The following is a 13,212-nucleotide window of genomic DNA, read 5'->3' as shown; positions in this document are numbered from 1 at the left end:
TCGCCCGCCTTCATCGGGACGCGAGCGCTCCGAGCGGGCCGCCGCCCAGAACGTGCGCGTGCACGTGGAACACCGTCTGCCCGGCATGGGCGCCGGTGTTGAAGACGACCCGGAACCCGGTCCCGGTGAGACCCTCCGCCTTCGCCACCGCGCCCGCCGCGGCCAGCACCTCGCTCGCGAGGCCCGGGTCGGCCTCGGCGAGGGTGATCACGTCGGCGTGATGCGCCCGCGGGATCACCACCACGTGCACCGGCGCCTGCGGCGCGATGTCGCGGAACGCGAGGACGGTGCCGGTCTCGTGGACGACGGTCGCCGGGATCTCGCCGGCGCTGATGCGGCAGAACAGGCAGTCTTCGGACACCTCTGCGATAGTACGGATCACCAGCGGCCCAGGCGCACCGACAGGGCCGCGAGCGCCGCCGCGCCGGCCGTCGACGTGCGCAGCACCGCCGGCCCCATGCGCACCGGCACCGCGCCCGCGGCCACGAACGCCTCCAGTTCCGCCCCGTCGATGCCGCCCTCCGGGCCGACCACCACGGCGATCTCGCCGTGGTCGGGAAGGTCCACGGTGGACAGTGGCCGGTCGGCCTCCTCGTGCAGCACCAGGGCCGCCGCGGCGGCGGCCAGCGCCCGCGCGGCGTCGGCTGTTCGCGCCGGTTCGGCCACGTCGGGCAGCCAGGCGCGGCGGGACTGCTTGGCCGCCTCGCGCGCCGTCGAGCGCCACCTGGCGAGGGGACGGTCGTCCTTCCACCGGGCGACGCTGCGCGCCGCCTGCCAGGGGACGATGCGGTCGACGCCCACCTCGGTCATCGTCGCCACGGCGAGCTCGGCGCGGTCGCCCTTGGCGATGCCCTGCACCACCGTGAGGGCCGGCTGGGCCGCGCCGAGGTACGACCGGGCCACGATCTCGGCGTCCAAAATGCTCTTCTTCACGGCGGTGACCACCGCCGACGCCCGCGTTCCGCGGCCGTCGCCGACCATGATGCGTTCGCCGACGCGCAGCCGTTGCACGACGGCTGCGTGGTGGCCCTCGGGGCCGTCGAGGCGCACGACGTCGCCGCTCGGCAGGTCGTCGACGAGGAACAGCGGTGGACTCACCGGCTCATTCTGCCGGCTTGGTGCTTCGCGCCCGGGAGACGGCCGCCGCCTCCTGCTGGTCGACGTCGGCGAGGACCAGCCGGGCGGCCTCGTCGTCGAAGACGCGGTTGACGACGGCCATGGTGACCGCGTCGCGCTGGGCGTCGTAGCCGCCGGGCGCCTTCTCGTCGGCCAGCGCCCGCGCGGCCGCGAGCTCGCTCCCGGCGATCGCGTCCTCCTCGGTGGTGTCGATCCGCAGCCAGCGCGCGAACAGCGGCAGCGTCGGGCCCTGCACCACGAGCGTGCCGATCACCACGAAGTACGCCAGGAACTGGATCGTGGACCGGTGCGGGAACGGGGTGCCGTCGTCGAGCGCGAACGGGATACCGCCGGCGGCGCCGAGCGTCACGATCCCCCGCATGCCGGCCCAGCTCAGCAGGAACGCCTCCGACCAGCCCAGCGGCCGGTTCGGCCGGCTCTCGACCTGGTCGGCCTGCTCGGCCCGGCGCAGCTGTCCGGCCCTCATCAGGCGCTCGACCCGGCGCTTGCGGCGCAGCTCGCGGGAGCGGGCCCGCCGGGCCTCGCGCCGCGGCGACGGCCGGAACAGGAACATGATGTACGCGACGCGGATGCCGATGACCACGAGCAGGATCACGGTTCCCGCCAGCAGCGTGCGGCCGAGCGGCTCGTCGGAGTCGACCAGCTCCTCGATCACGAACCGCAGTTGCAGGCCGGTGTAGGCGAACACGAACGCCTCCAGCAGGGTGTTCACCACCGGCCAGATGGCGCCCTCGGTGAGCCGGGTGCGGTAGTCCAGGCGCCGGGCGATCCGGTGCCGGCGCTCGAGCCGCTTCCGGTAGCGCTCGTCGTCGAGGTCCTCCTGGCGGTGACCCTCGAAGCCGCCGTCGGAGTACACCGAGTTCATGCTGACCGAGAACCCGGCCATCACCACCGCCAGCACCCCGGACGCGTGCACGTGCTCGGCGACGAAGAACGCGGCGAACGGCAGCACCAGCCCGATCGCCGTCTCCAGCGTCGGCTCGTGCAACCGCGGCCGGACGAAGGTGGCCGCGAAGCCCAGCACCATCCCGATCAGTACGCCGACCACCACCGAGTACAGGAACAGCTGCACCGGCCCGTCGATGAACGTCTCCGTGCCCGCGACCCCGGCGACGAACACCGAGAACATCGTGAGCGCCGCGGCGTCGTTGACCAGGCTCTCGCCGGTGAGCAGCGCGTTGACCCGGCGGGTCAGCCCCAGCTCACGTCCGTGCGAGGCGATCGTGACCGTGTCGGGTGGCCCGACGATCGCGCCGAGCACCAGGGCCACGCTGACGCCCAGCCCGGGCAGCACCCACGCCGCCGCGTGCCCGGCGAGGAACGCCGTCGCGACGACGAGGCCGACCCCCAGCCCGATGATCGACCGCAGGTTGCGCATGAAGCTGAAGAACGAGAACTCCAGCGCCGCGGCGTAGAGCAGCGGCGGCACCACGACGCCGAGGATCAGCTCCGGCTCCAGCTCCCAGCGGGGCAGGCCCGGGATGAACGACACCCCGGCGGCGGCGACCAGGATCGCGAGACCCGGTTGGAGCCCGATCCGGTGCCCGAACGCCATGACGGCGATCGCGCCCAGCGCGAGGACAAGCAGCAGCCCACTCACTGACCGATCTTAGAACTCCCTGATCAGTGGCCGTTGAACGCGTCTCTCACCCGGCTGAAAAACCCGCCGTGCTTGCTGAGCTCGGCGACCTCCTCACCGCGGGCGCGCGCGAACTCGCGCAGGATCCGCTCCTCGTCGGCGGTGAGCTTGGTGGGGGTGCGGACGTCGAGGTGCACGAACAGGTCGCCCCGGCCGGCGCCGCGCAGGTGCTGGACGCCGCGTTCGCGGATGCGCAGCGTGGCACCGGGCTGGGTGCCCGACCGCACCTCGACGGCCTCCTCGCCGTCCAAGGTCTTGATCGTGAGGCGGGTGCCGAGCGCCGCGGCGGTCATCGGCACGGTGACGCGGCAGTGCAGGTCGTCGCCCTTGCGGGAGAAGACGTCGTGCGGGCGCTCGGCGATCTCGACGTACAGGTCGCCGGCCGGGCCGCCGCCGGGGCCGACCTCACCCTGCTGGGCGAGGCGGATGCGCATGCCGTCTTCGACACCGGCCGGGATCTTGACGGTGAGGCTGCGCCGGGTGCGCACCCGGCCGTCGCCGCCGCAGGTGGCGCACGGGTGCGGGATCACGGTGCCGAAGCCCTGGCAGGCGGCGCACGGGCGGGCCGAGATCACCTGGCCGAGGAACGTGCGCTGCACCGCCTGGACCTCGCCGCGGCCGCCGCAGATGTCGCAGGTGGCCGGGTGGGTGCCGGCGGCCGTGCCGGCGCCGCCGCAGGTGGTGCACAGCACGGCGGTGTCGACGGTGATCGGCGCCTCGACGCCGAACGCCGTTTCGTCGAGGTCGAGCTCGAGCCGCAGGATCGCGTCGGCACCCGGACGGGTACGCGGACGCGGGCCGCGGGCCTGCGACGTGCCGAAGAACGCGTCCATGATGTTCTGGAAGTCGACGAACGGGCTGCCGGCGGCGCCGCCCGCACCGGCGCCCTGCATCGGGTCGCCGCCGAGGTCGAACATCTCCCGCTTGCGCGGGTCGGAGAGGACCTCGTAGGCCGCGTTGATCTCCTTGAACCGCTCCTGCGCCACCGGGTCGGGGTTCACGTCAGGATGCAGCTCGCGGGCGAGCCTGCGGTAGGCCCGCTTGATGTCGTCGGGACCGGCGTCCTTGTTCACACCGAGGATCCCGTAGTAGTCCTTCGCCACGCCCGCCCTATCGCTCGGTCCGCTCATCCCTGTTCGTCTACCTCTAACTCAGCCCTGGGCCAGCAGGTCGCCCACGTAACGGGCGACCGCTCGCACCGTGGCGATCGTGCCCGGGTAGTCCATCCGGGTCGGGCCGAGTACACCCATCCCTCCGACGACGGTAACGCCCGGGCCGTAACCGGTACTGACGACCGACGTACTGCGCAGGTCTTCGATCTCGTTCTCGTCGCCGATGAGGACGCGCGTGCTCGGCTCCATCTCACCGAACAACTTCAACAGGATGACCTGTTCCTCCAGCGCCTCCAGAATCGGGCGCAGCGTTCCCTGGAAGTCGTACATCGTGCCGCGGGCGAGGTTCGACGTGCCGGCCAGCGCCACCCGCTCCTCGGTGCGCTCGACCAGCGTCTCCAGCAGCACCGACGACAGCACGGCCATCGCCGGGCGCAGGTTCTGCGGCACCTCGTCGGACAGCGCCTCGACCAGCGGCGGCGTGTCGATCAACCGGCGGCCGCCGAGTTTGTCGTTGATCAGACGGCGCAGTTCGGTGACGTCGTCGGCCGGGGTGGGACCGGGCAGCTCGACCAGCCGCTGCTCGACCCGGCCGGTGTCGGCGATCATCACCAGGATGATGCGGGTGGTGGACACCGGCACCAGCTCCAGGTGCCGCACGCTCGACCGGCTCAGGCTCGGGTACTGCACCACCGCCACCTGGCGGGTGAGCTGGGCGAGCAGCCGCACCGACCGGTGCACCACGTCGTCGAGATCGACGGCGCCGACCAGGAACTGCTCGATCGCCCGCCGCTCGGCCGGCGACAGCGGCTTGACCCGGGACAACTTGTCGACGAACAGCCGGTAGCCCCGGTTGGTGGGCACCCGGCCGGCGCTGGTGTGGGGCTGATGGATGTAGCCCTCGTCCTCCAGCGCAGCCATGTCGTTACGCACAGTGGCCGGGGAGACCCCGAGGTGGTGCCGCTCGACGAGCGCCTTGCTGCCGACCGGCTCCTGGGTGGCGACGTAGTCCTGGACGATCGCGCGCAGTACTTCGAGCTTGCGTTCGTCTAAGGACATGAGCACCTCCGTTCCGAGGGGTAACCGCCGACAGCCGGCCGCTTCGCGGGCCGGCTGGCACTCGTTGTCAACGAGTGCCAGTCTACGACGCACCGCCCGCAAGCGCGATGCCCCGTGCCCTTACTCCGCGATCACCAGGGATAACTCAGGGCGGCATCGGCCGTGTGTCGGTGGCGCGGGCTGGTGCGGCAGTCCTACCGTGGCGGCATGACTGAACCACCTCGCCCAGGCGGAGATCCGGGCCAGGATCCGGCCGCGCCCAGCAGCTCCCCCTACACCGTGCCGGGCGAGACCCCCGGCTCGGGCTACAGCCCGCCGACGACGCCGGCTCCGAGCAGCGGCGCGGGCGGTGGGTACAGCATGCCGGGCGGGAGCGACTACACACCACCGGCGCCCAGCAGCGGCGGCGGCTACACCACGCCGGCGACGTCCGGCGGCGACTCCGGCTACGCCCCGCCCGAGTCCGGCGGATACGCCCAGCCGAGCAGCGGCGCCGGATATGCGCCACCGCCGAGCAGCGGCGCCGGCTACGCACCGCCCAGCAGCGGCGCGGGCTACGCACCGCCCAGCAGCGGCGCGGGCTACGCGCCGCCGAGCAGCGGCGCCGGGTACCCGGGGCAGGCCAGCGGCGCCGGCCACACGTACCCGTCGGAGCAGGCCTACAACCAGCAGCCCGGTCCGGCGTACGGGGCCGCATACGGCGGCCAACCGGGCGGGTACGGCGTCCAGCCCGGCTACGGTCCGCAGCCGGGCGGGTACGGACCCCCGCCGCAGGGCTACCCCACCAACGACGACAAGACCTACGCGCTGATCGCGCACTGGGGCGGCGTGGCCGGCGTCTTCCTCGGCGGCGGTGCCCTCGGCTGGGTCGGGCCGCTGATCGCCTACATGGCCAAGGGCACCCAGTCGCCGGTGGTCCGGGCGCACGCCGTCACGGCGCTGAACTTCCACATCACCTGGGCCGGCGCCTACGTGGCCAGCATCATCCTGGCGATCGTCACCTGCGGCGTGCTGTTCTTCGTGCCGATGCTGGTGTTCCTGGTGCCGTTGATCTTCGGCATCATCGGCGGCATCAAGGCCACCAACGGCGAGTACTACCAGTACCCGATGGCCATCCCGATGATCAAGTAGTCAGGCCAACAGGAGCGTTCGCACGGCCGCGTCCGCGAGGAGGCGGCCGTGCAGCGTGAGAACGGCGGTTCCGGCCGCGAACGCGTCACCGGACAAAAGCCCATCGGTGACGAGCGTGCGCGCGGCCCGGTGCGCGGCGGGCGTGAGCCGCTCCAGCGGGAGGCCGTCGGCCAGCCGGAGCCGCAGCATGATCTCCTCGGTGGTCGTCTCCTCCGCGCCGAGCACCTCGCGGCCCGCCGCCGGCCAGTCGCCGCCTTCCAGGGCCTTCGCATAGGCCGCCGGATGCTTGACGTTCCACCACCGCGTGCCGCCGACGTGGCTGTGCGCGCCCGGCCCGAGCCCCCACCAGTCGGCGCCGTGCCAGTAGAGCAGGTTGTGCCGGCAGCGGGCGTCGTCGTCGCGGGCCCAGTTCGACACCTCGTACCAGTGGAAGCCGGCCGCGGTGAGGGCCGCCTCGGCCGCCAGGTACCGGTCGGCGGCCACGTCGTCGTCGGGCCGGGGCAGGTCGCCGCGGCGGATCCGGGCCGCCAGCCGGGTGCCGTCCTCGACGATCAGCGCGTAGGCGCTCACGTGGTCGACACCGGCGGCCACCACCGCGTCCAACGACGCTTGAAAATCCTCGGGCCGCTCCCCCGGCGTCCCATAGATCAGGTCGAGGTTGACGTGGCCGAAACCCGCCGCGCGGGCCTCGCCCGCGACGGCGGCCGCGCGGCCCGCGGTGTGCCGGCGGTCGAGAACCTTGAGGACGTGCGGAGCGGCCGACTGCATGCCCAGCGAGATCCGGGTGAACCCGGCGGCGCGCAGCGCTCTCAACGAGTCGGGCGTGACCGATTCCGGGTTGGCCTCGGTGGTGATCTCCGCGTCTGCGGCGAGGCCCCACACCTTGTCGATGCCGTCGAGGAGCCGGCCGAGTTCGCCGGGCGGGAGCAGCGTGGGCGTGCCGCCGCCGACGAACACCGTGTCGACGCTTTTCGGCGTGACGAGCTCGGCCGCCTTGGCGAGCTCGGCGAGCATCGTGTCGACGTAGCCGTCCCGGACGACGCCCTCGTCGGGCGTGTAGGTGTTGAAGTCGCAGTAGCCGCAGCGGCTGGCGCAGAACGGCACGTGCGCGTAGACGCCGAATGGTCCTTTTGTGGGGCCTCCCGCGACCGGACCTGACTCCGGCACCGGGTCCCCCATGGGTAGCGCGCCGGGCATGCCGCCCACGCTACCTTTCGCCCATGATTCGGCATGAAGTCGCGGGCGGCGTGGCCACGATCACGCTCGACAGCCCGCACAACCGCAACGCGCTCTCCCAGGCTCTGATCACCTCGCTGCTCGACGCCGTGGCCGCCGCTGTCGCCGACCCCGGCACCCGGGTGATCGTGCTGTCGCACACCGGCCCGGCGTTCTGCGCCGGTGCCGACCTCAAGGAGACCGTTGCGGGCTTCGAGTCCGGTCAGGTGCCGGCGGGTCGGATGGGTGACGTGCTGGCGGCGCTGTGGGAGTCCCCGAAGCCCGTGATCGCCCGCGTCGGCGGCGCCGCCCGGGCCGGCGGCCTCGGCATTGTCGCGGCGGCCGACATCGCGGTCTGTGCCGACGACGTGACATTCGCGTTCACCGAGGTGCGCATCGGCGTGATCCCGGCGGTGATCTCGGCGACGGTCCTGCCCCGCCTCACCCCGCGCGCCGCGGCCGAACTGTTCCTCACCGGCGACACCTTCGACGCGCGCCGCGCCGTCGAGGTCGGGCTGGTGACGGCGGCGGTGCCGGCCTCTTCTCTGGACGCTTCGGTGGACGCGTACGCGCAGGCGCTGCTGCGCGGCGCACCCGGCGCGCTGGCCGGTACGAAGGACCTGCTCCGTGCGCCGATCCGCGCCCGGCTGGCCGAATTGACCGAGTTGTCGGTGCGCTACTTCACCTCCGACGAGGGCCGGGAGGGAATCGGCGCCCTGCTCGCGAAGCGCCAGCCAAACTGGATTCCCTAGTTCGGGCCACCCCAATCGGATCTTCACAACTTTCTCAATTGGCGGTCGTACCCTTTGTGCCATGCGGAAATGGGCGGTACTCGCGGGCTTCCTGGCCTTCGTCGTGCTTGCCGGGCTCGGCGTCTTCGCCGTCGTCCGGATGCTCGGCAATGTGCCGTTGCTCGTGCCGTCCGGGTACCCGTGCAAGGTCGGCGCGCCCGGTACCGAGCAGGTCGAACTGGAGGCTCCGCAGCTGGCCAACGCCGCCACGATCGCCGCGGTGGGCATCCGCCGCGGGATCCCGCGGCAGGGCATCGTGGTCGCGATCGCCACCGCGTGGCAGGAGTCGAAGCTGGAGAACCTGGCCGGCGGCGACCGCGACTCGGTCGGCCTGTTCCAGCAGCGGCCGAGCCAGGGCTGGGGCTCGGCGGAGCAGATCGCCGACCCGCGGTACGCGTCAGCCAACTTCTACAACGTGCTGGTCAAGGTCAAGGGCTGGCAGACGATGCGCACCACCGACGCGGCACAGGCCGTCCAGCGCAGCGCCTACCCCGAGGCGTACGAGCAGTGGGCCGGCCGGTCAGTGACGCTCGCCAGCGCCCTGTCGGGCGAGGCCGGCGCGACGGTCGGCTGCACGGTCCCGGACAAGCCCGAGTCGCGCGGTGCCGCCGCCGCCGAGGCGCTGGTGCAGGGGCTGCGCCTCGACTGGGGCGACAAGGCCGGCACCCTCGACGCCGCCGGGGTGTCGGTGACCGTCAAGACCGAGCAGACCGGCTGGCAGTACGCCCACTGGCTGGTGGCGCACGCTACCGACCGTGGCGTCAAGCGGGTCACCTTCGGCGGCCGGCAGTGGACCTCGGAATCCGGCAGTTGGGCAGGCGGTGACGGCACGGCCACCGGGACGGTCGTCGTCGCGGAGGTCCATTCCTGACGGGTCGTCGGCCACTCTCCGTTACGCGTTGTGGTGTATCCGTCGGGCGGACGGCGGTCGGGTTGCCCCATTGGGCGCAAGGGTTACTATCGGGCGTTCTTTAGTCCACCGAGCCGGTCAGGGGCCGGCCTCGCCCGAGTCGCAACAAGGGGTGGAAAGTGTCGGCACCGTTCGACTACGGCGGATTGACCGGCTACGAGCCGATCAGCGACGCCGACCGGAAGGAGTTTCTCGAGCAGGGCTTCCTCCAGGTACGCAACGTCCTCACCGAGGAGCACCGGACAGCGCTCGAAGCCGCGGTCGACCGGGTGTACGACGAGGAGAAGCTCGCGGGCAACGTCAAGGCGAAGACCGGCGTCCTGCACCTGCTCGGGTTCCTGAACCGGGACGAGCTGTTCGGCCAGCTCCTCACCCACCCGACCGTGTTCCCGTACATGTGGGGCCTGGCCGGCTGGAACATCTACACGCACCACAACCACCTCGACGTCACCCCGCCGACGCCCGAGGAGGAGCCCCCGTCGTGGGGCTGGCACCAGGACGGGTACCGCCAGAACTCCGACCCGGAGACGATGGACCCGAACCTGCCCCGCCCGATGTTCTCGCTGAAGGTCGCCTACGTTCTTTCGGATCTCTCCGAGACGGGCCGCGGTGCCACCAAGGTCATCCCGGGCAGCCACCTGTGGAACTCGCTGCCGCGTCCGGCCGACACCACCGTGCACAACCCCGACCCCGAGGGCACCGTGGAGATCACGGCCAACCCGGGTGACTGCTTCATCTTCGACCGGCGCCTCTGGCACTCGCGCTCGCCCAACTACAGCGACGTGACCCGCAAGATGCTGTTCGTCGGGTACACCTACCGCTGGATCCGTCACCTCGACGACATGCCGATCGACTACAACGGCGAGTGGTGGCAGAACCGCACGCCGGTGCAGCGCCAGATCTGCGGCGAGGCCTCCAGCTCCGCGAACTACTGGGGCATCAACTGGAACGGCTACGTCGACGACGAGATCCCCCTGCGCAAGGAACTCAAGACCCGCGGCTGCCTCGACCGCTCCGTCCCCTGGCTCCGCTAGGTAACGCCGTACGAATGGGAACGGCCCCGGTGCTGACGCACCGGGGCCGTTCCCATTCCGTTGCCGGGGTACGCCGCCCTCAGGCCGCGCGCCGGCTCGCGCCCGTCCGCCAAGAGTCGATCTTGCAGTTGTGGTGGGCTATAAACAGGGGCAAAAGCGGGCGAACAAGGCACCCCACCTGCAAGATCGGCGCCGGAGCACAGCCCTCGGTTGTCGATCTTGCAGTTGTGTCCGCCTTTTCGCCGGAATTCGCCCGTTTTTCGGCGAGCACAACTGCAAGATCGGCGCCGAGGTGCACCTCGGTGGACGTGGGGAGGCCCCCGGTGCGTCAGCACCGGGGGCCTCCCCACGTCCGAGGACGGACTACTTAGTACGTGCGGCGGGTGCGGCTCCGACCGCTGAAGCCGGCCACCAGGGCCACGCCGACGGCGGCGAGAACCACCTGGACGAGCAGTTCCATCCAGTCGATGCCGTTGGTCTCGGTGGCGATGCCGATGGCGCGAGCCAGCACGGTGCCAAGGAGAGCGGCGACGACGCCGATGACCATGGTCAGCCAGATCGGCATGTTCTGCCGGCCCGGTACCACGAGCCGACCGAGCGCACCGATGACCAGACCCACGATGAGTGCGGTGATGATGCCAGTGACAGTCACGGCCTTATTCCTCCCGATCCGGGGTTATTAGCTGGTGCTAGAGGGATGCCCCGGGCATTCGGAAGTCAAACGCGATGAATGAGGTTTCTGGCCACCTCATCGAGTGCCGATTGCATGGTTTCAAACGCCATCGGCGGGGTATCGCCAATCTTTACCCATTCAAATCCGCCCAGCTCACGTGCGTCCAGGTGAATATCGCCGGCGTCGATGCGGGCGGTCCAGAAACAGTCGAGAACCGGCAGCGTCTCGTTCTGGAACTCGTAATCGCCGAGGAACATGCCGACGAATCCGGTGAGCTCGACGCCGACACCCAGTTCCTCGCGCGCTTCGCGCACGGCGGCCTGTGCCGGCGTTTCCCATCCGTCGCAGAATCCGCCGGGCAGCGCCCACTGGCCGGCCCGTGGTTCGTGCGCGCGAAGCACGACGAGCACGCTCTCGCCGTCCAATATGATCGTCAACCCGGTGGGCCTGGGGTTGACGAAGAGGGCATACCCGCACGCACCGCAGGAGACCGGCGGCGGCCCGGGCAGGGCAGCGGAGCAGGACGGGCAGAAGCGGATCACTTCTTGGCGGGCGCCTTGCCGTCGGTGCCGTCGGAGGTCGACAGGGCGGCGATGAACGCCTCCTGCGGCACCTCGACGCGGCCGACCATCTTCATCCGCTTCTTGCCTTCCTTCTGCTTCTCGATCAGCTTGCGCTTACGCGTGATGTCGCCGCCATAGCACTTGGCGAGGACGTCCTTGCGGATGGCGCGGATCGTCTCCCGGGCGATCACCCGGCTGCCGATCGCCGCCTGGATCGGCACCTCGAACTGCTGACGCGGGATGAGCCCGCGCAGCTTCGCCGCGATCGTGACGCCGTAGTTGTACGCCTTGTCCTTGTGCACGATCGCGCTGAACGCGTCGACGGCCTCGCCGTGCAGCAGGATGTCGACCTTCACGAGGTCGCTCTCCTGCTCACCGGAGGGCTCGTAGTCGAGCGAGGCGTAGCCCTTCGTACGGCTCTTCAACTGGTCGAAGAAGTCGTAGATGATCTCGGCCAGCGGCAGCGTGTAGCGCAGTTCGACGCGGTCGGCGGAGAGGTAGTCCATGCCGAGCAGTTGGCCGCGGCGGCCCTGGCAGAGCTCCATCACGGCGCCGACGTAGTCGTTCGGGGTGAGCACCGTGGCCCGCACCGTCGGCTCGTAGACCTGGCCGATCTTCCCGGCCGGGTACTCGCTCGGGTTGGTGACGATGTGCTCGGTGCCGTCTTCGAGGTCGACCCGGTACACCACGTTCGGCGCGGTGGAGATGAGGTCGAGGCCGAACTCGCGCTCGAGCCGCTCACGGATGATCTCCAGGTGCAGCAGGCCGAGGAAGCCGCACCGGAAGCCGAAACCGAGCGCGGTGCTGGTCTCCGGCTCGTAGTTGAGGGCGGCATCGTTGAGCTTGAGCTTGTCGAGGGCGTCGCGCAGGTTCGGGTAGTCGGACCCGTCGATCGGGTAGAGGCCCGAGTAGACCATCGGCTTCGGGTCCTTGTAGCCGCCGAGCGCCTCGGTGGCCGGCTTGCCGTTGATGGTCACCGTGTCGCCGACCCGGGACTGGCGCACGTCCTTCACACCGGTCATCAGGTAGCCGACCTCGCCGACGCCGAGACCACCGGTCGACTTGATCGGCTCGGGCGAGATGACCCCGATCTCCAGCAGTTCGTGCACGGCACCGGTGGACATCATCTTGATCTTCTCGCGCGGATCGAGCCGCCCGTCGATGACCCGGATGTAGGTGACCACGCCCCGGTAGACGTCGTACACGGAGTCGAAGATCATCGCCCGGGTGGGCGCCGAGGCGTCGCCGACCGGCGGCTTGAACTGCCGCACGATCTCGTCGAGCAGGTGCGCGACGCCCTCGCCGGTTTTGCCCGATACGCGCAGACAGTCGGAAGGCTCACACCCGATGAGGTGGGCCAGCTCCTCGGCGTACTTCTCCGGCTGGGCGGCGGGCAGGTCGATCTTGTTCAGCACCGGGATGACGTGCAGGTCGTTCTCCAGCGCCAGGTACAGGTTCGCCAGCGTCTGCGCCTCGATGCCCTGCGCCGCGTCGACCAGCAGCACCGCGCCCTCGCAGGCGGCCAGGCTGCGGGAGACCTCGTAGGTGAAGTCGACGTGCCCCGGGGTGTCGATCATGTTGAGGACGAACGGCTCGCCGGCCCGCTCACCCTCGCGCACCGCCCACGGCAGGCGCACGGCCTGGCTCTTGATCGTGATGCCGCGCTCGCGCTCGATGTCCATCCGGTCGAGGTACTGGGCGCGCATCTGGCGCGCGTCGACCACCTCGGTGAGCTGCAGCATCCGGTCGGCCAGCGTCGACTTGCCATGGTCGATGTGGGCGATGATGCAGAAGTTCCGGATGCGCTCGGGCGAGGTCGCGCCGGGGTGGCTGCCGGGATCGAGCATCGGTGGCACAGAGGGGTCCGTTCCTTAAGGTGACGCGGGAGTCAGCCTCTATCGTCCCACGAACGGGGCCCCGACCGGCGTGCACGGTCGTTCGCGCTGGC

At 70.7% G+C, this 13,212-nt stretch carries 13 protein-coding genes; 4 read left to right on the top strand and 9 right to left on the bottom strand.

Annotated elements, in window-relative coordinates; genetic code table 11:
• Positions 1-10 precede the first annotated feature (10 nt).
• From Vau01_RS44170 to hrcA, 5 genes are read right to left on the bottom strand one after another with little or no spacing between them, the layout of a single operon-like run.
• Positions 11-361, bottom strand: a complete 351-nt coding sequence (locus Vau01_RS44170; protein ID WP_204006195.1) for a histidine triad nucleotide-binding protein — start codon at positions 359-361, stop codon at positions 11-13.
• A gap of 17 nt (positions 362-378) precedes the next feature.
• Entirely contained in the window at positions 379-1,098 is a 720-nt protein-coding gene (locus Vau01_RS44165; RefSeq protein WP_204006193.1) for a 16S rRNA (uracil(1498)-N(3))-methyltransferase, read from the bottom strand.
• Between the two features lie 4 nt (positions 1,099-1,102).
• A complete protein-coding gene (locus tag Vau01_RS44160) occupies positions 1,103-2,737 on the bottom strand; it encodes a cation:proton antiporter (RefSeq protein WP_204006191.1) in 1,635 nt (544 codons plus the stop codon).
• 23 nt (positions 2,738-2,760) lie between these two features.
• Positions 2,761-3,879 carry a molecular chaperone DnaJ gene (gene dnaJ / locus Vau01_RS44155; protein ID WP_204006383.1) on the bottom strand — a complete coding sequence of 373 codons (1,119 nt, stop codon included), beginning with the start codon at positions 3,877-3,879 and terminating at the stop codon, positions 2,761-2,763.
• 48 nt (positions 3,880-3,927) lie between these two features.
• Positions 3,928-4,947, bottom strand: coding sequence for a heat-inducible transcriptional repressor HrcA (hrcA, locus tag Vau01_RS44150; protein ID WP_204006189.1), 1,020 nt, complete (start codon positions 4,945-4,947; stop codon positions 3,928-3,930).
• Between the two features lie 207 nt (positions 4,948-5,154).
• Here hrcA and Vau01_RS44145 point away from each other — a divergent pair, with 207 nt between their 5' ends.
• A complete protein-coding gene (locus Vau01_RS44145) occupies positions 5,155-6,078 on the top strand; it encodes a DUF4870 domain-containing protein (protein ID WP_239152333.1) in 924 nt (307 codons plus the stop codon).
• Here the strand turns inward: Vau01_RS44145 and hemW are convergent, their stop codons facing one another.
• Entirely contained in the window at positions 6,079-7,275 is a 1,197-nt protein-coding gene (gene hemW, locus Vau01_RS44140; RefSeq protein ID WP_204006187.1) for a radical SAM family heme chaperone HemW, read from the bottom strand.
• A gap of 23 nt (positions 7,276-7,298) precedes the next feature.
• Between hemW and Vau01_RS44135 the strand changes: the two genes are divergently transcribed.
• The 3 genes from Vau01_RS44135 to Vau01_RS44125 all read left to right on the top strand — a co-directional run bounded on the left by Vau01_RS44135 (position 7,299) and on the right by Vau01_RS44125 (position 10,028).
• Positions 7,299-8,045, top strand: coding sequence for an enoyl-CoA hydratase-related protein (locus Vau01_RS44135; RefSeq protein ID WP_204006186.1), 747 nt, complete (start codon positions 7,299-7,301; stop codon positions 8,043-8,045).
• Positions 8,046-8,106: 61 nt separating this feature from the next.
• Positions 8,107-8,955, top strand: coding sequence for a hypothetical protein (locus Vau01_RS44130; protein WP_204006185.1), 849 nt, complete (start codon positions 8,107-8,109; stop codon positions 8,953-8,955).
• Positions 8,956-9,113: 158 nt separating this feature from the next.
• Entirely contained in the window at positions 9,114-10,028 is a 915-nt protein-coding gene (locus tag Vau01_RS44125; RefSeq protein WP_239152332.1) for a phytanoyl-CoA dioxygenase family protein, read from the top strand.
• A gap of 367 nt (positions 10,029-10,395) precedes the next feature.
• Here Vau01_RS44125 and Vau01_RS44120 read toward each other — a convergent pair whose 3' ends face one another.
• From Vau01_RS44120 to lepA, 3 genes are all read right to left on the bottom strand, one after another.
• Positions 10,396-10,680, bottom strand: coding sequence for a GlsB/YeaQ/YmgE family stress response membrane protein (locus tag Vau01_RS44120; RefSeq protein WP_204006184.1), 285 nt, complete (start codon positions 10,678-10,680; stop codon positions 10,396-10,398).
• A gap of 65 nt (positions 10,681-10,745) precedes the next feature.
• Entirely contained in the window at positions 10,746-11,243 is a 498-nt protein-coding gene (locus tag Vau01_RS44115; RefSeq protein ID WP_275424012.1) for an NUDIX hydrolase, read from the bottom strand.
• Positions 11,240-13,120, bottom strand: coding sequence for a translation elongation factor 4 (gene lepA / locus Vau01_RS44110; RefSeq protein ID WP_275424011.1), 1,881 nt, complete (start codon positions 13,118-13,120; stop codon positions 11,240-11,242). The genes Vau01_RS44115 and lepA overlap by 4 nt, the downstream gene beginning before the upstream one ends.
• Between the last annotated feature and the right edge of the window lie 92 nt (positions 13,121-13,212).

The sequence above is a fragment of the Virgisporangium aurantiacum genome, from assembly GCF_016863635.1.
Classification (GTDB): Bacteria; Actinomycetota; Actinomycetes; order Mycobacteriales; family Micromonosporaceae; genus Virgisporangium; species Virgisporangium aurantiacum.
This window is presented reverse-complemented; position numbering and strand designations above follow the sequence as displayed.

Coding starts and splice junctions, on each gene's coding strand:
- Vau01_RS44145 (WP_239152333.1), top strand. CDS start 5,155: ATGACTGAACCACCTCGCCCAGGCGGAGATCCGGGCCAGGATCCGGCC.
- hemW (WP_204006187.1), bottom strand. CDS start 7,275: ATGCCCGGCGCGCTACCCATGGGGGACCCGGTGCCGGAGTCAGGTCCG.
- hrcA (WP_204006189.1), bottom strand. CDS start 4,947: ATGTCCTTAGACGAACGCAAGCTCGAAGTACTGCGCGCGATCGTCCAG.
- Vau01_RS44130 (WP_204006185.1), top strand. CDS start 8,107: ATGCGGAAATGGGCGGTACTCGCGGGCTTCCTGGCCTTCGTCGTGCTT.
- Vau01_RS44135 (WP_204006186.1), top strand. CDS start 7,299: ATGATTCGGCATGAAGTCGCGGGCGGCGTGGCCACGATCACGCTCGAC.